This is a genomic window from Bartonella quintana, from assembly GCF_009936175.1.
GTDB classification, from domain to species: Bacteria; Pseudomonadota; Alphaproteobacteria; order Rhizobiales; family Rhizobiaceae; genus Bartonella; species Bartonella quintana.
In genome coordinates this window covers 433510-451385 of the sequence record NZ_AP019773.1, presented here as the reverse complement: position 1 = coordinate 451385, position 17876 = coordinate 433510, and the positions used below count along the sequence as shown (strand labels likewise).

General features: G+C 38.5%; 9 protein-coding genes and 1 pseudogene. 7 read left to right on the top strand and 3 right to left on the bottom strand.

Annotated features, from left to right (window positions below):
• Nucleotides 1-25 precede the first annotated feature (25 nt).
• The 4 genes and pseudogenes from MF1_RS01745 (at nucleotide 26) to carA (ending at nucleotide 6707) form a co-directional block, all read left to right on the top strand.
• Nucleotides 26-1672, top strand: a pseudogene (locus MF1_RS01745) (Na/Pi cotransporter family protein).
• Between the two features lie 645 nt (nucleotides 1673-2317).
• Nucleotides 2318-2569, top strand: coding sequence for a GlsB/YeaQ/YmgE family stress response membrane protein (locus MF1_RS01740; protein ID WP_161510329.1), 252 nt, complete (start codon nucleotides 2318-2320; stop codon nucleotides 2567-2569).
• A 1253-nt stretch (nucleotides 2570-3822) separates the two neighbouring features.
• Nucleotides 3823-4341 carry a chorismate lyase gene (ubiC, locus tag MF1_RS01735; protein WP_042995424.1) on the top strand — a complete coding sequence of 173 codons (519 nt, stop codon included), beginning with the start codon at nucleotides 3823-3825 and terminating at the stop codon, nucleotides 4339-4341.
• Nucleotides 4342-5510: 1169 nt separating this feature from the next.
• A complete protein-coding gene (gene carA / locus MF1_RS01730) occupies nucleotides 5511-6707 on the top strand; it encodes a glutamine-hydrolyzing carbamoyl-phosphate synthase small subunit (protein WP_161510328.1) in 1197 nt (398 codons plus the stop codon).
• A 166-nt stretch (nucleotides 6708-6873) separates the two neighbouring features.
• Here the strand turns inward: carA and MF1_RS01725 are convergent, their stop codons facing one another.
• On the bottom strand, nucleotides 6874-8094 hold the full coding sequence (locus tag MF1_RS01725; RefSeq protein WP_014924305.1) for a tetracycline resistance MFS efflux pump: 1221 nt from the start codon (nucleotides 8092-8094) through the stop codon (nucleotides 6874-6876).
• 1359 nt (nucleotides 8095-9453) lie between these two features.
• On the opposite strand from MF1_RS01725, the gene carB reads away from it, so the two are divergent.
• From carB to MF1_RS01710, 3 genes are all read left to right on the top strand, one after another.
• The gene (gene carB / locus MF1_RS01720; RefSeq protein ID WP_161510327.1) at nucleotides 9454-12939 is read left to right on the top strand and encodes a carbamoyl-phosphate synthase large subunit; all 3486 of its coding nucleotides are present in this window, start codon (nucleotides 9454-9456) and stop codon (nucleotides 12937-12939) included.
• Nucleotides 12940-13192: 253 nt separating this feature from the next.
• Complete coding sequence (locus MF1_RS01715) at nucleotides 13193-13402, top strand: cold-shock protein (protein WP_011179631.1); 210 nt, start codon at nucleotides 13193-13195, stop codon at nucleotides 13400-13402.
• 336 nt (nucleotides 13403-13738) lie between these two features.
• Entirely contained in the window at nucleotides 13739-14941 is a 1203-nt protein-coding gene (locus tag MF1_RS01710; protein WP_011179632.1) for a pyridoxal phosphate-dependent aminotransferase, read from the top strand.
• 814 nt (nucleotides 14942-15755) lie between these two features.
• On the opposite strand, the gene MF1_RS01705 is transcribed toward MF1_RS01710, so the two are convergent.
• Complete coding sequence (locus MF1_RS01705; RefSeq protein ID WP_161510326.1) at nucleotides 15756-16661, bottom strand: LysR family transcriptional regulator; 906 nt, start codon at nucleotides 16659-16661, stop codon at nucleotides 15756-15758.
• Between the two features lie 56 nt (nucleotides 16662-16717).
• The gene (gene trxB, locus MF1_RS01700; RefSeq protein ID WP_014924308.1) at nucleotides 16718-17671 is read right to left on the bottom strand and encodes a thioredoxin-disulfide reductase; all 954 of its coding nucleotides are present in this window, start codon (nucleotides 17669-17671) and stop codon (nucleotides 16718-16720) included.
• Between the last annotated feature and the right edge of the window lie 205 nt (nucleotides 17672-17876).

Genomic DNA, 17876 nt, shown 5'->3' with positions numbered 1-17876 from the left:
ATAACAACAGAGAAGAAAAAGTATCATGAATAGTTCATTTGTACTCCTTCATCTTGCAGACGCTATTTCTTTAACTTCTTTGGGCCACCCGTATGGTGCGTACGGGAGGGAGTTGAACGCGCCCTATGGTGACGAGCTGAAATACAAAATGCGCCATGTTATTTCCAAACCATTTTTTGTTGTAAGCTTTGAACTTTTTACAGCAATGATTTTACAAAGCTCTACACCAATAACAATGCTTGTTGGTTCTTTTGTGGAATCTGGTTTTGTCTCTGGGCTAGTAGGACCTATAGCTGTGTGTGGAGGAGAATTAGGATCGGCATTGGTTGTCAAAATTCTCTTCTACGATCTTACTACTATCCTTGTGCTACTGTGTTTTTTAATCAGCACTTGTATTTTCATGGCAACTGAAAAACGTGATTAGCATCAAATCGGATGTATTATTATCAGTATCAGCATTTTTATTTTGTCTTTACAAATGATAAGCACAGCCACAAAGGCTTTACGTGATAGCGCAAGTTCACCTAGCATTATTAGCTATTTTTCAACCGATCCTGTTTCCATTTTTTATTGGCAGAAACACTAACCTACCTCTTGCATTCATCGGTTGCAGGAATCATTTTGCTGGTTAATTTTGCTAACTATAATCTCATCCATGCTGAACTATGTGTTATCATGGTCCTCGGGGTCAATTTTGGTTCCTCTCTTATCGCACCACTTTTAACACGCAATGCCGCCCCTAATACCCGCCTCGTTCCATTGGAGAATTTGCTCATGCGCGGAGCTGGTTCAATCCTTGTCCTTCTCTTATTTCTCTCCTTTCAACCACCAATCATATGGTTTGGCAATGACGCTTTTACTCAAGTTATTAACGCTCATAGCATTTTTAATGTTTTCATTCTCCTTACTGGAATACCACTCTTGAAATGGATTTCAAAACTGATTACTGAAATTGTCCATTTAAGTACAAAAAAAATGCAAACCGATAAAACTCTTAATTTATCCAATCAAACAGCTCTTGATGATATCGTTCTTGACCGCCCCACTCTGGCACTCTCTAATGTCATGCGTGAAGTCATCCATATTTGTGATCTTTTGGATATCATGCTAGAAAAAATTATGGAACTTTATGACAGAAACCTGATCCCGACATTATCCGTGAACTTAACCAGCCGAACACCATATTGGACAAAAAGCATATCGCAATCAAACTTTATCTTGCACGATTAGCTGCACAAAAATTATCTAATGAAGAAGCACTTCAAATACGAGAACTTTTAGGCACTTGTATAAAATTAGATCAAGCAGGAGACATCATTATTCATAATATGCTTATGCTGGTTAAAAAGAAACAATAAAGGCTTACAATTCAGCAGTGAAGGATGGAATGACCTCCTTCGTTTTCACGCTATTGTTCTAGCCAATGCGCATATCGCATTTAATGTTCTTGTCTCGCGAACACACACTGCGCAGTTATTGGCACAAAAAAAGATCAGCTCCGAAATTTAGAAAAAGAAATGAGTCTAAAATATTTTAAACGCTTGCGTGAAGTTGACCTCAAAAACGTAGAGTCATCTATCTTTCACTTGGCACTGTCCGCGATCTAAAACAGATTAATTTCCTTTTAACCTCAATGGTCTACCAAATTTTAGAAGCAAAGAGGTTACTCTAAAGTTCCCGCCTGCGTAATCCTGCTGAACGACAAACAGCCAAATTTTGACTTTGAGAATACTTGAACGAGAAAATTAACAGCTGTTATTTAGAGGAAATGAACTGTATCATGAAAAATGCAGCCATGAATCAGATTACAACTCTTATATCAATGTTTTTACAGATTCGACCTACACAACATTTTGCAAAGAGTTAAATAGAGATATTTTTAAACATCATTGATATCATTTTTGCGAACTTCTTTTCGAACTTTTTGAGTATCAATGTTGCTTATTGCTTTTATCATGTCATCTTAGTTTTTTCAAAGTTTGTTATAATAATTGGCAAAAAATCTATTGATAAATATACTTTATTATACTCTCAAAGTACTTTCACAGACATTTCCTCTTTTTACGAAGAATTATTGCTCCACTAAGCGCTTTTTGGTATTAAGAGAGATTATATATGCTTTTGATTTTTGCAGTGAGTACTTCACGCAGAAGATATTTATATGAATTGAAAATCAGCAAAGTAAAAAAAATAAAGATTGTAACAGCATTTCCAGTAGCGATATCCCCCCTCGAGCAAGAAAAGAAATAAGCCTTGACCTTGACAAAGCCTACCCTAGTTAGACTTAACAGTTTAGATATAGGTAGAGGAGAATGTAATGGAAGACGCAAATATCGGTTGGATTGCAGCTATTATCATCGGTGGACTTGCGGGTTGGGCTGCGCAATATCTTATGAAAAGCCAGACAGGGGTATTCCTAAACATTATCTTAGGAATTATTGGAGCCATATTAGCCAGCTTTCTTTTTGGACTTTTAGGGGTGAATTTTGCTGGTTGGCTTGGCTATCTTATTTCAGGTTTTATTGGAGCCTGCATTCTTATATGGGTAGGACGAAAAATTCGATCATAGAGCATTTGTTCATTTTTTAAGGCACCTCTTGGTGCTGAATGCAAGTGTTAAAAATTTCCGCCATAGCTTTAAAAATTTTTGCGAAAGAAGAAGGGTGGTGATATGCTTATGCAGTCTTTTTGTATCACCATCATCGTATTGTTAAACAAGTAGCATATAAAAGCTTTTAGCAACACATCACCTCATATGCCAATATTAGCCATGCTATGGCGTATTGTAACCGCAGAAATATTTAGGGCTGTTTTATTGCCGTACCGTTTTTTCTTTTTTATATTTATAATTCATGCTCCAATATCACTGCTTCAAAGAGATGCTCTATTGCCATATTGATGATGATCAATATTCTCATAAAAATAGACTATGCTTATCACAGATTATTAAATTGGGCTCATCTAACCTAGAGCAATGACCCAGTCAATGAGTACTCTTAGTAAAACCCTATCGCGAATGTCAAAACTTCTGTCGTGCAATGCTTAACCAACATATATCTCACTAACGAAACCATTTTACCGGAACATTCAAATAGCCTTTTTAAATCTGTGGATGAAAACAGGATTGTCCTAGGTTCTGTGCCTTAATAAAATTTGAGAAAAAATGGAATGATGATAACATTCTATTTGTAAAGAACAAAGGTATTTTACCAGGGAGAAGTATGATACCAAGAGTCAAGAATTAGCAAAGGATTACTGGTTATTGAAAATTATTTTCTGAGACGCGCATGAAGATTGAAAATCTTACCTGTCACTTTTTTAAGACATTCATTTTATTTTAATAAGAGACTCTGGCGAGAATTTCTCCTTACCTTCAAACAAAGGAGAACAGCATCCATCAATATTGTGAATTCTGGTGTCAGAAAGGGATTTCAGGTTTTGGAAGCGCTTGTTAAGGACTATAGGTTATGATGGTGAAGCTGTGAGGATCGATGTTAGTTTTGTTTGTGCTCATTCTTGTGCTGGAAGCTATAGATTGTGCTGCAGACTATAAAAAAGATCATTATGAGAGAAAAACGTTGAAAAAACCAATATTGGACCCTGAAAAGTCGTGGTAAGGTGGATGCAAATTATGCTGTGGTAGATACCTGTGGCTAAGCTTTATGTTTTCTTCTTAACGACAGACTGGAACGCACTTATCCAAGCAGCTTAGCTTCTTGAATTAGAATCTTGCTGCTTCTGCATTTCTAAATTACAATAAGAATGTTTATTTATATCGTTTAACATACAGCACATGAAATGCGGTTTTAGGTAGAAAGTGAAATGATATCTGATCTTAGGAGTTCTATCTTGCCACCTTTGAAATGGCTATCCGATCAAGATCCTCCAGTACCAGCTGGCGTTAGCGATTGGCTAATGGAGTTGGGATCCATGACACGTCGATTTGAAAATCACTGCACTTGCATACGTATTGAACCACAACGTGAATGTTTCATTACACGTGATAACCTGAAAGAAGAAGCTGCGCATTTGCCCAATAGCACATGTTACTGGCTCCGCGAAGTCATACTGATGGGAGACAACCAACCTTGGCTTCTTGGGCGCACAGTGATACCGCAAGAAACCCTATTTGAACATAATGAAGCACTGATAAACTTAGGGACTGTACCACTGGGACGGTATTTATTTAGCAGTGACAACCTAACTCGCGATTACATTTATATTGGCCGACAAGGTGCGCTTTGGGCACGCCGCTCCCGTTTGCGACTAGCAGGCAAACCATTGTTATTAACCGAACTGTTTTTAGCAGCTTCACCGCTGTACACAACAAATTCCATATAAATATCTTGAAGAGCAACACAATATTAAACAGCGGGCAAATGTCTTGTTTACTTTCTCGCAGAAAGAGCTCCTCATTTATTTCAAAGCATTCTCCTGCAGTGAATTTTTCAGATGAATTTGCTTATCAACATTTAATGATTCCACATTATCTGTACGCTTGTGAAGTTGCTCATACTAAAAATACTTTAGATACCCTTTTAAGGTTTACTAGAATGTTGCACCAAGATTATTGTCAAGCTTAGAAAAATTTATTTGTCCCGCGAAGCATTCCTTGAGCCACACCATAACCTAAGTGAATCACCTAATCCCTCACAGCTTTTGTTTACGCCAAAGTTTTACAAAGAACTTGTTTAACTTTTCACCGCATCAAGCTAATAGGAAAGAAATTTACCTATGATCGCCATTTTCCTTTGTTCTTTCCCCGCCAATTACAAGGAGCAAGATTCTTCTATAAAAACGCGCTAACTCTTCACTCTATCGCATGACTTTAGCTCAATAGACTGTATATCTGATAATAATCCATTTCTAATTTTCCTTGACTAAAATGAAAAATATCACTCTCCCTAACCGCAGCGCCAATTAAAGGCACCATCAATGAAACAAAGCATAGCAAGATGCATTTTTCCTCTCCCTTCAAAGCAGTTTTAAGTGCTCTATCAATCCGATCATGCAATATAAGCTTGCCCGATTCTATTCAAGCAGATTATCTACGGCGCTTTTGTCCACAAAGTTAATTTTCTAAAAATTTATTAATTTAGCATATATTCTCCCAGCAGCTTAGATTCTTTGCACCTCACTCTCTAAACAAAGGACAATTGAAACATAAAATGGAAGTTCCATAAAAGAAGAAGCTTTTTATTAAACCGTCAGAAGAGACATTCTAAAATGTTTGATTTTATTGAAGAAACATTTGATAAGAGAAGGGGACTTTAAAAGAGTTTCTCACCAATCCTGATACCTTTTACAATGCATGATAAAAAATAATTAACATCGAGGTCTTAGAAAATCCAAAAACAGGACTTTACCTCTTCATGGAATATACCTATACTTCTGAACCTAAGCAAAACATTGCGATAATAATACACATACACACACCATACATTATGGTAGTGTTTTTTGTGTAACGTTGGTCATTATACCTTTCAGATAAAAAATTGTAGGCAGACATTATGACACAAACTATTCCATCTCCCAACCCTTGGAGTATAAGCAGGCCTACAGCCCTCTTAATATTAGCCGATGGAACAGTTATTGAGGGCAAAGGAGCAGGTGCTACAGGTGTTGCTGAAGGTGAAATATGTTTTAACACAGCCATGACAGGCTATGAAGAAATCCTCACGGATCCGTCATATAAAAAACAAATCATTAACTTTACTTTCCCTCATATTGGCAATGTAGGGACCAATAGTGAAGATATTGAGGATCTCGTACCCCTCAATTATCATGGAGCAGTCGGTGCTATTTTCAAAGCAGACATTACCTATCCCTCCAACTATCGGGCAAATGAAAATCTTAATCAATGGCTCAAAACGCGTAAAATCATTGCGCTTTGTGGCGTTGATACACGGGCATTAACTGTTCTTATTCGTGAAAAAGGTTCACTAAATGGCATCATCATCCATGATCCAAATGGAAATTTTGATATTCACGCTCTGAAAAAACATGCACAAAAATGGACTGGCCTTATCAATCTTGATCTTGCAAAAGAAGTGACATCAAAGCAATTTGTGGAATGGAATGAAAAACCATGGATATGGAATAAAGGCTATACTACGAATGATGCATGCAATTTTCACATTGTTGCGATTGACTATGGCATTAAGCGCAATATTCTGCGCCTTATGGCTGCACACGGTGCACGCATAACTATTGTGCCAGCAAACACAAACGTAGAAAAAATTCTGGCAATGAATCCTGATGGTGTTTTTCTTTCCAATGGACCAGGTGATCCAACCGCCACAGCTAATTATGCTGTTCCAACCATTCAAGCCCTCATTGACAGTAATATACCGCTTTTTGGCATATGTCTCGGGCACCAACTTCTAGCTCTTGCTGTTGGAGCAAAAACCATAAAAATGCACCAAGGACACCATGGTGCCAACCACCCTGTTAAAGACTTTATCACCGGAAAAGTTGAAATTGCATCAATGAATCATGGTTTTGCTGTGGAAACAACATCTTTGCCGGAGCATGTTGAAGAAACACATATTTCCCTCTTTGATAACTCAAATTGCGGTCTTCGCATCATCGGAAAACCAGTTTTTTCTGTTCAACATCACCCCGAAGCTTCTCCCGGACCACAGGACAGTCACTATCTATTTCAACGTTTTTTCAATCTTATTATGGATTATAAAAGAACAGCTTAATCGAAATACTTTATTTTGGACTTTCGCTTCCCAAAACTGTATCTTTTTTTGTGCAAAAATACATTGCTTTTAGTAACAGAAATAGCTACCTCCCCTATAAAATTATAAGCTTTATTTATCTTTAAATTGTTTTACAAAATATTTTTTCAGCAAAAACTTTAAGAGATTAGCGTACCCGTAAAGCAAAAACTATTACTGTGACCACAAGCACACAAAAGCTGCCCACAAAAGGAGCGCCAGGAAAATAAAACACCGCATCTTGATACGTAAATCGCTCGAAGAGAAGCATATAAAAAATGGGGCCCAATATTGAGCTCAATGAAACAACGGACGCCATTGCCCCTTGCAATTCTCCTTGTGCATTCGCTGGCACCTGTGCTGAAGCAATAGCGCGCAGAGGTGCGTGAACAATATATTCAAACATTGTACACACAAAAACCACATAAACCATCCACCCCTGCGTCGCAAATGTATAGCCAAGCATAGCCACCAATGCAAACAGGAGTCCCACCATGACAATACACCAATTGCTCCATCGCTTAGAAAAATAAGGCAAAATAAAAGCTACCACAATAATCTGACCTATTCCGAAAACACTATAAGACAATCCAATAGAGAACGGACTCCAATCATAGCGTTCTTTAGCAATAAATGCCCAAAGACTTGGCCATATATATTCTGCAAGCCAATAAAAAAACAAGACCAACAACACCCATAGAACTGTTGGATATTGCCTCAGTTGCAAAAGAGCACCTAAAGGATTTGCACGCTTAATATCAAGATAGCGCCTATTCCACATAGGAAGAGTTTCTGGAAGCATAGCCCACGCAAAAATAAAATTAATGAGTGAAAACCCTGTTGCAAAATAAAATGGAACACGTGAGCCAAATTGACCTAAAAAACCCCCGATAAAGGAACCTAAAATAAATCCCAATCCGGATGCAATTCCTAACAAACCAAAATTGCGCGTACGGGTCTTATCATCAGATATATCGGCAATATAAGCCATACGAGTTGCAAAACTAGCGCCACTTATTCCTGACAAAAGGCACCCGATAAACAACATAGCATAGCTCCACGCTATAGCACATATGAAATTATCAAGAGCAAAACTGATAATACAGATAAGCAAAATAGGACGGCGACCATAACGGTCAGAAAAATTGCCAATAACAGGAGCAAATAAAAACTGCATCACAGAATAAGCCACCAGTAATCTTCCTCTGTCCGCAAAAGACGCACTCACACCCTTTCCCGTTAACTGAGAAAAATATTCAGGCAAAATAGGACTAATGATTGCGACACCAATAACATCCAATAACAAAGTAATGAAAACTAATATGAGCCCTCGCTGAACAAATTTCGGATTGAGCTCATGATTTTTCATAGTATACACACTGCTTTCCGTATACACACTCATTCCCCTACTCTCTTCTGAATTCCCCGGATTTTTGGGAGCTATTCCATACCATACATAAATTATTTTAATACAAAACGATAACAAAGTGGAAATTTTAGAAAGGATCAGGCAAAGGACCACAAAATCCTATTTTATCAGACGTATCACTACATCGAAACCATTTTTCACGTTGTGCAAATAATACCTATGGATTTTACTGCTAATTCATTGACTTGTCTTAAAATACAACCTTTGCTTGGTCCCAATTGCATCTCCTAGCACCCCTATAGAAGATATAAAAAAATCATTCAGCACTACCATCTTTAGTTTACGAAAATAGAACCAACACCATCATTCCACTTATCCACCCTTCATTTTCATTACTGCTCTGGCATTTAAACGGTTTATTAATTGCATGTTTTATTCCTTCTAAAACTGCTTAATACACGCACCAATCGCTCCATTGACCTATTATAGAATGGCTTTTACTCGTTCATAATAAGAGTGTTTGAAACAACAAAATACTACAATATAAAAAAATTTTATTCAATATGTACAATAATGATTTATGGTTAAAAACCAATTTGTTGTTCGAATAAATTATGAAGAAATATGAAGTCCTTCTGGAACTTTTACAAAGCAGCATGATCCATTTTATTAACAACACTTAGCACTTCTTATAAAATTTACCACTTTCAAAAAGTCTGGTTAAACTTTAGGTATAATGCAGGAATGACGGAGAGTTTTGCGAACATAAAGTCTTAAGAGAGTTCCTCCAGCTATTACTCAAACACACTCCATAACCAAAGAACGCTTCATTAAAATTCATAACCAATGAAACAAACCTGCAGTAAAAGCTGTAAACGCAGAGCATAAAACAAACACAAGGTGAAAATATACACCACCACATAGGCTCTTAATGCTACGTATCATGTGTGCAGAAATACGGTCAACATTGTTACAATAAACTGATCGTACCCATCCTTGACTTCTGATTTTGAATTATTCAATTGCTCTTGTAAAGAACACACCATTTCGCAGCACCATCATTAAAAAAAGTATGAAGAGTTAGTAAGCTAAAAACTTAAAACGACAAACATCACAACAACAGGCTCATCCTCTTTACCATCACACATAAAAAGCCTATTCCTGTTCGAAAAATTTTCATTTATCGTAAATAACTACTTGTTCTCCTAACCACGTTGATCTTCTTCTATGAAAAAAAACATGGAAAAGGCATTTTAGTGCTTACTTTCTTTCTCTATTAATCTATAAAATTGTTTTAGCATCAAATGAAATACTTTGCCTACTGCACTTGCACGTGGATGTTTATCATAGGAAAAAGCTATGCCAAAACGTACAGATATAAGATCTATTCTTATCATTGGAGCAGGACCTATTGTTATTGGCCAGGCATGTGAATTCGACTATTCTGGCACACAAGCCTGTAAGGCGTTAAAAGAAGAAGGCTACCGAATTATTCTGGTTAATTCCAATCCTGCCACCATTATGACAGACCCAGATCTAGCTGATGCAACTTATATTGAACCCATCACTCCTGAAATTGTTGCCCAAATTATTGCCCATGAACGCCCCGACGCCCTCTTACCAACTATGGGAGGACAAACAGCACTCAATACCGCTTTATCATTAAAACGTATGGGAATTTTAGACCGCTATCATGTTGAAATGATAGGTGCAAATGCCGATGCTATTGATAAAGCTGAAGATCGTGCCTTGTTTCGTCAGGCGATGGCAAAAATCGGTTTGGAAACACCGCGTTCTATGTTAGCCAATGCAACTGAACTTAAAGAAGAAAATCGCCAACTCCACGCAAAAAAACGCCATGAACTTCAGGCTACACTTTCTGGTGATGCACTTGACCAAGCACTGGAAAAGCTTGAGCGTGATTGGCGTCACACAGAAGCCAACCGTAAACAACATTATATAGCGCATGCTACTGCGAAAGCTGTTCAAGCTCTTGATATTGTTGGTCTTCCAGCCATTATCCGTCCTTCATTCACGCTTGGTGGGACAGGCGGTGGAATTGCTTACAACCGTTCTGAATTTTATGAAATCATAGAACGCGGGCTTGAAGCTTCACCAACAACAGAAGTTTTAATTGAAGAAAGTGTTTTGGGATGGAAAGAATATGAAATGGAAGTTGTCCGCGACAAGAATGACAACTGTATCATTGTTTGTTCTATTGAAAATATTGACCCTATGGGTGTCCATACCGGTGATTCCATCACCATAGCACCTGCCCTCACCTTAACTGACAAAGAATATCAATGTATGCGTAACGCCTCTATAGCCGTACTGCGTGAAATTGGCGTTGAAACTGGAGGATCCAATGTACAATTTGCTATCAATCCTGAAAATGGCCGCCTCATTGTTATTGAAATGAACCCGCGTGTTTCCCGCTCTTCAGCGCTTGCCTCAAAAGCAACCGGTTTTCCAATTGCAAAGGTAGCTGCTAAACTCGCAGTTGGCTACACACTTGATGAATTAAAAAATGATATTACGGGTGGTACAACACCAGCATCATTTGAACCCTCTATTGACTATATTGTTACCAAGATTCCTCGTTTTGCCTTCGAAAAATTTCCTGGTTCATCCCCTGTATTAACGACTGCTATGAAATCTGTGGGCGAAGTCATGGCAATTGGTCGTACTTTTCAAGAATCGCTGCAAAAAGCGCTCCGTGGACTTGAAACAGGTCTTACCGGTCTTGACGAAATTGTCATTCCTGAACATGCTGAAGGGGATGAGAAGAATTCTATGCGCTCTGCTATTGCAAAACCAAGCCCTGATCGTCTGCGCTACATAGCCCAAGCAATACGCATAGGCTTGCCTTTAAATGAAATCCATCAAATCAGCAAAATTGATCCATGGTTTTTAGAACAAATAGCCTCTATCATTGCAATGGAACAGCGAATCCGCACTCATGGGTTACCCCAAGACGCAGGCAATCTGCGCATGCTAAAAGCTATGGGCTTTTCGAATACCCGATTAGCCAACCTTACTGGACAAGAACCAGATGATATTGCTGCTTTGTATAAATCGCTTAATGTCAAACCTGTTTTTAAACGTATTGATACCTGTGCAGCTGAATTTTCTTCGCCTACAGCGTACATGTATTCAACGTATGAAGTCCCCTTTGCAAGCGTGGAACACTCGGAAGCACAAGTTTCTAAACGCAAAAAAATTGCCATTTTAGGCGGGGGGCCAAATCGTATCGGACAAGGCATTGAATTTGACTACTGTTGCTGCCACGCTGCTTTTGCACTGCGTGATGCAGGGTTTGAAGCCATCATGATTAACTGCAATCCTGAAACAGTCTCAACCGACTACGATACCTCTGACCGTCTTTATTTTGAATCTTTAACAGCAGAAGATGTTATTGCCATTTTAGAAACAGAACAGCAAAAAGGTGAATTGGTCGGAGTCATCGTCCAATTTGGCGGACAAACACCTCTGAAATTGGCAAAAACACTAGAAAAACATAATATCCCCATCTTAGGCACTTCACCTGACGCCATCGATTTAGCAGAAGACAGAGATCGCTTTCAAAAATTGTTGTTCAAGCTTAATTTAACACAACCTAAAAACGGTATCGCCCATTCGGTTGAACAAACGCACCTCATCGCCCATGAACTGGGCTTCCCATTGGTTGTACGCCCTTCTTATGTTTTAGGAGGACGTGCTATGCAAATTATCCGCGATGAACGTAGTTTGCAGAATTATTTGCTTGAGAATATACCTGAATTGGTACCAGAAGATATCAAAGCCCGTTACCCAAACGACAAAATGAGCCAGCTCAACACATTGCTTGATAAAAATCCACTTTTATTCGATACCTACCTGACAGAAGCAATTGAAGTTGATGTTGACTGCTTGTGTGATGGAAAAGAAACGTTAGTCGTAGGCATTATGGAACATATTGAAGAAGCGGGAATTCACTCCGGTGATTCAGCATGTTCTTTACCAGTACGTACACTTTCACATAAATTGATAATAGAGTTAGAACGTCAAACCAAAGCGTTAGCACAAGCACTTCATGTTCGTGGTTTAATGAATGTGCAATATGCTGTTAAAGATGATACAATCTATGTCTTAGAAGTTAACCCTCGTGCTTCGCGTACTGTTCCATTTGTCGCAAAAGCGATTGGCCGCCCTATTGCCAAAATGGCCACCCGTATTATGACAGGAGAGACTCTCCACAATGCAATTCAAACTTATGGTGGATTACCCTCTTCACAGCACAAACAACGTATCGCTGTCAAAGAAGCTGTTTTTCCTTTTGCCCGGTTTCCAGGTGTTGATACGCTTCTTGGTCCAGAAATGCGCTCAACCGGGGAGGTCATGGGACTTGATTATGAATTTGCTCTTGCTTTTGCAAAAGCCCAACTTGGAGCTGGGGTTGAGCTTCCAAAAGAGGGAACTTTGTTCGTGTCTGTGAGAGATGAAGATAAAAAACATGTCTTAAATCCCGTAAAACGTTTAGCTAAGCTTGGCTTTTCTGTTTTAGCCACAAGTGGAACACAAAAATTTCTTTCCGAACATAACGTTAAGGCACAAAAAATTAACAAAGTGCTGGAGGGTCATCCCCATATTGAAGATGCCATTCGTAATCGACAAATTCAATTGATTTTTAATACAACCAGCACTGCCAGTGCTATCTCAGACTCCAAATCATTACGACATGCAGCGCTCATGCAAAAAGTTCCCTATTATACAACAATGGCTGGAGCTAAATCTGTAGTAGAAGCTATCGAAGCACTCAAAAAAAAGTGCCTTAAAGTGCGCTCACTCCAAAGCTATTTCACTTAAAGCTTTTGTTGTGCTGCAAAATGCATGCTTTTTATACGCTCTCTCAATCTTTTCTTTGTGTAAAATATCGATTAAGACTTGTTTTTTATCCCAAAGCCCTTTACATGAGTTTCATCGAACTTTCGGTTAGTGACTTTTTTCCTGTGCGACCTGCACTTTTGATGAAACTTCTCCCACCTAATTTCGATCCAGAATCGTATTGAAGATTTTTAGCTTCAGTATACAATAATTTATATATTCTAAGGAGTTTCTTATGTCTACAGGAACAGTTAAGTGGTTTAATGCAACAAAAGGTTTTGGATTCATTCAGCCTAGTGATGGAAGTGTGGATGTATTTGTACACATTTCTGCTGTTGAGCGTTCTGGCTTAAGCACTCTTAATGAAGGGCAAAAAATTTCTTATGACGTTCTTCACGATCGTCGTTCCGGAAAACCTGCTGCTGGTAACCTTATAGCCCTTTAATCTTTAAATTCTGCAATATTCTATTTAAAAACCTTCGTCTTTACAGACGAAGGTTTTTTGTATTCAAAAAGCATAACTTACCTTTATAAAACAAAGCTCTGCCTCTCTTTTTCACACAATTATTCAGATGCTCCTGCCCCCTTCCCACAAAACTCGCATAATCAATGAGAACCACTCTCTTGAGCCTCAAAAAAAGCAGCGGTACAGAATTTTCTATTTTAAACAAAATTTCCTAAGGGGTTTCCCACAAATTTTTTTATTGCATACCACGTAATCTCTTATAGAATAACGTTAAAATCAACTATCATTTGCTTATATCATGTAAGGATTGAAATTATGGCTTTTATAGCTGACAAGCTTTCCCGTATCAAACCTTCTGCAACAATTGCTGTTTCCCAAAAAGCGCGTAATCTAAAAGCATTAGGCCGTAATGTCATTACTTTAGGTGCTGGAGAACCAGATTTCGATACACCAAACAATATAAAAAATGCTGCCATTGAAGCTATTCGACGTGGAGAAACAAAATACACGCCTGTATCTGGTATTCCAGAATTGCGCCAAGCAATTTCTGCGAAATTTAAAAGAGAAAATAATCTCACTTATCAACCAGAGCAAATTATTGTTGGCACTGGTGGTAAACAAATCCTCTTTAATGCATTGATGGCAACTTTGAATAAAGACGATGAAGTCATCATTCCATCCCCTTATTGGGTCAGTTATCCAGAAATGGTTACTCTAAACGGGGGTATACCTATCTTTGTAGAAACTAAAGCCGAATTCTCTTACAAACTTCAACCACAAGAGCTAGAAGCTGCTATTACCCACAAAACTAAGTGGTTCATTTTTAACTCTCCTTCAAATCCATCCGGCGCCGCTTATACGCATAATGAATTAAAAAAGCTCACGGATGTTTTAGTAAAATATCCTCATGTTTATATCCTCACTGATGATATATATGAACATCTAATATATGGAGGTTTTACCTTTGTCACCCCGGCGCAAGTGGAACCAAATCTTTACAACCGTACACTCACAATGAACGGTGTTTCTAAAGCCTACGCCATGACAGGTTGGCGAATCGGTTATGCGGGTGGCCCACCAGAATTAATTAAAGCCATAGATACCATTCAAGGTCAGCAAACATCCGGTACAAGTTCTATTTCACAATGGGCAGCAGTCGAAGCACTCAATGGTCCGCAAGATTTTATTGCGCAAAATAAAAGTATTTTCCAAGCACGCCGTGATCTCGTCGTTTCCATTCTAAACCAGGCTCCTGGTATTAACTGTCCAACACCGGAAGGTGCCTTCTATGTTTATCCTTCTTGTGCAGAACTCATTGGAAAGAAAACACCGGAAGGTAACGTAATCAATGATGATGAAGACTTTGTGACAGCGCTGCTAGAAGCAGAATCTGTCGCTGTAGTCCATGGATCTGCTTTTGGACTTGGACCAGCTTTTCGTATTTCTTATGCAACATCAGAAAAGTTGCTTGAAGAAGCTTGCTTACGTATCCAGCGCTTTTGCAATAACTTGCTTTAAAATTCTGAGTATCGTTTCTTGCTTCTTGCTATCGCTCTGTTGCCAAATGTCAGCACATCTGAAAGATTTTCAGGCATTGGATTACGGCATAAATACATGGGTTCGGTAGAAAATTTGTGCCAGCGAAACGATATGGGAACATATGGCTACGGACAGAATCAAAAAATTAGGTATTCTATTTAAATGGGTAAGATACAAGCCATTTTAGAGATGACACTCACAGATAGCCGATCTCTGCCTTCTTTCTCATATTGAAACATGCACCATTGTCTGTTTTAACTCTATGATTTTAAAATAACTCTTTTTCGAATTTTACAGTCACATTAAATTATAGTGCACCGAAAACGCTGTTACGTACCCGTAAAGCTTATACTTCCCGATTAAATTTGTGATTGATAGAAAAAATCTGGCATTTACAAATACTATGTCCTCCAGCCAAACTTTTTCTATTTCACAAAAGCCATTGTAATCTCAATATTTTCCAAAGCTCTTCATTGAGTCTTGATATGCATAAAAATTGTTGAACACCCATAAACCTTTTGAAATTTGTTCCTTATCATCCTCAAAGATATCTCTATTTTTAGATACCTTTTCAAAAAATAAAAAAAAACCGGACACGTACATCCGGCAAGTTTGGAAAACCTTCAGAGATAAAATCAATCTGACAGATCTTCGTAAGGGAACACTCAAGAAAATGCAATGGGAGGCAACATAATCAAGAGATAGTACTCTATGTCATTTTATAAGAAAAAGCACAATAAAGACTTACGCGTATCTGCTATGCATTAAACACATAGCTTAAAATACTACATTATTAAAAAGACCACTGACGTGCTTTTGAAAAAATATAATCTCGAAAAGCTTTTAGCTTTGCCAAATTCTTTAAAGCATAAGGATAACAAAAAAAAGTATCAAAGGAAGGGATATCAACCATATCAGGAAAAAGACGCACAAGGTGCTCATCATTATCTACGATATAATCAGGAAGCACAGCAATACCAAGATCACACATAAGCGCATTCTTGATCGAAATAATATTATTGATTCGCAGTACTGAAGGGCGCAAAGATCCATCACCTTTACCAGCCTTTTCCAACCAATTTAAACCAGACAAATAAGGTGGAACAGGTTCACCGAATGAAATAATCCGGTGTTCATCGAGCTCAGATAATTTTTCTGGTTTGCCATAATTTGCAATATATTTTTTTGAAGCATAAACATGCATGTGAATTGTAAATAATTTTTTTTGTATAAGATCAGGCTGTTGAGGCTTTTGTAAACGAACAGCACAGTCTGCATGACGCATCGTCAGATCAAGTTCCTTATCATCAAACAGGAGTTGAATCCGTATATCCGGATAAAGACTCAGGAATTCAGGCATGTGTTCCACAAGCCACCCTGACCCCATTCCGCAGGTCGATGTAACACGCAAATTCCCTGCTGGTTTTTCACAGCTTTCACTTAATTGCGAATGCGCGCTTTCAAGCTTCATCAAAACATCATGCGTTGTACGATAAAGAATCTCACCCTGCTCTGTAAGGATCAAACCACGTGCATGACGCTGAAACAGAAACACACCAACCTCCTGCTCTAAAGCTGAAACCTGTCGCGAAATTGCTGATTGGGATAAATGAAGCCTTTGAGCGGCATGCGTAAAAGAACCCGCTTCTGCCGCAGCATGAAAAACCCTTAACTTATCCCAATCCAATGATAACGCCACAATTAATTTTACCTCTTATTTCTTTCACTTTTCCGATGCGTATCTATTTTAAACATCTATATCTGCAGATCCAAAAACCGTTCTGCTTCCAGCGCTGCCATACATCCCCTCCCTGCTGCTGTTATAGCCTGGCGGAATATGTTGTCCACAACATCCCCCGCAGCAAAAACACCAGCAATGCTTGTTGCTGTTGAATCCGGCGCTGTCCACAAGTAGCCGCCTGGTTTTTGTTTTAGTTGTCCTTCAAACAAAGAGACGGCAGGATCATGTCCGATAGCAATAAATATTCCATCCGTATCTACCTTAATTTTTTGACCGGTTTTAATATTTTTGAGACGTACACCTGTCACAACAGCTCCCATTGAAGCATGAGCTGGCAAACCAACAATTTCTTCTACCACATGATCCCAAATAACGCGTACATTATCGCAAGCAAACAACCTATCTTGCAAAATTTTTTCCGCCCGAAAATGATTCCGCCGATGAACTATGCTTACCGTCTTCGCCAAATGCGATAAATAAAGAGCTTCTTCAACGGCTGTATTTCCCCCTCCCACAACAATAACGTCCTTATCACGATAAAAGAAGCCATCACATGTAGCGCAAGCAGAAACACCGCCCCCCATAAATGTCTGCTCGCTCTCCAAACCAAGCCAGCGAACCTGCGCCCCCGTTGCAATAATGAGCGCATCACAACAATATTGAGTTCCTGAATCTCCATATAAGATAAAAGGGCGCTTCAATAAATCAGCCTTTATAATACTATCATAAACAACTTTTGTGCCCATATTTTCAGCTTGTTTTGCCATCTGTTCCATCAACCATGGTCCTTGAATTGGATCAGCAAACCCTGGATAGTTTTCAACGTCAGTTGTAATTGTCAACTGTCCGCCCTGCTGTAATCCAGTAACCAAAACCGGTTCGAGCATTCCTCTCGCCGCATAGATTGCCGCTGTATAACCAGCTGGACCTGAACCAACAATAAGCAGGCGAATATGCGGTTGTACCATAAAATCCCTTTCATTTTTTGTTACTTAAGCACTCTATAAATTATAGCGAAATGTTGCCTTAAAAAAAACATTTTTCAACAGCCTAAATTATAGTGTATACACACTTCTTCTTGAGTTTGGTGAAAACGTTTGATTGCCAATTTATTAAGGTATGTTTAACATAAAAATTAATCTTTATCCTATAAAGAGAGAAACATAAATTCTC

Bases quoted from the DNA above. Each gene is read 5' to 3' on its own strand.
- MF1_RS01740 (WP_161510329.1), top strand. From the start codon at position 2,318: ATGGAAGACGCAAATATCGGTTGGATTGCAGCTATTATCATCGGTGGA.
- ubiC (WP_042995424.1), top strand. From the start codon at position 3,823: ATGATATCTGATCTTAGGAGTTCTATCTTGCCACCTTTGAAATGGCTA.
- carA (WP_161510328.1), top strand. From the start codon at position 5,511: ATGACACAAACTATTCCATCTCCCAACCCTTGGAGTATAAGCAGGCCT.
- MF1_RS01725 (WP_014924305.1), bottom strand. From the start codon at position 8,094: ATGAAAAATCATGAGCTCAATCCGAAATTTGTTCAGCGAGGGCTCATA.
- carB (WP_161510327.1), top strand. From the start codon at position 9,454: ATGCCAAAACGTACAGATATAAGATCTATTCTTATCATTGGAGCAGGA.
- MF1_RS01715 (WP_011179631.1), top strand. From the start codon at position 13,193: ATGTCTACAGGAACAGTTAAGTGGTTTAATGCAACAAAAGGTTTTGGA.
- MF1_RS01710 (WP_011179632.1), top strand. From the start codon at position 13,739: ATGGCTTTTATAGCTGACAAGCTTTCCCGTATCAAACCTTCTGCAACA.
- trxB (WP_014924308.1), bottom strand. From the start codon at position 17,671: ATGGTACAACCGCATATTCGCCTGCTTATTGTTGGTTCAGGTCCAGCT.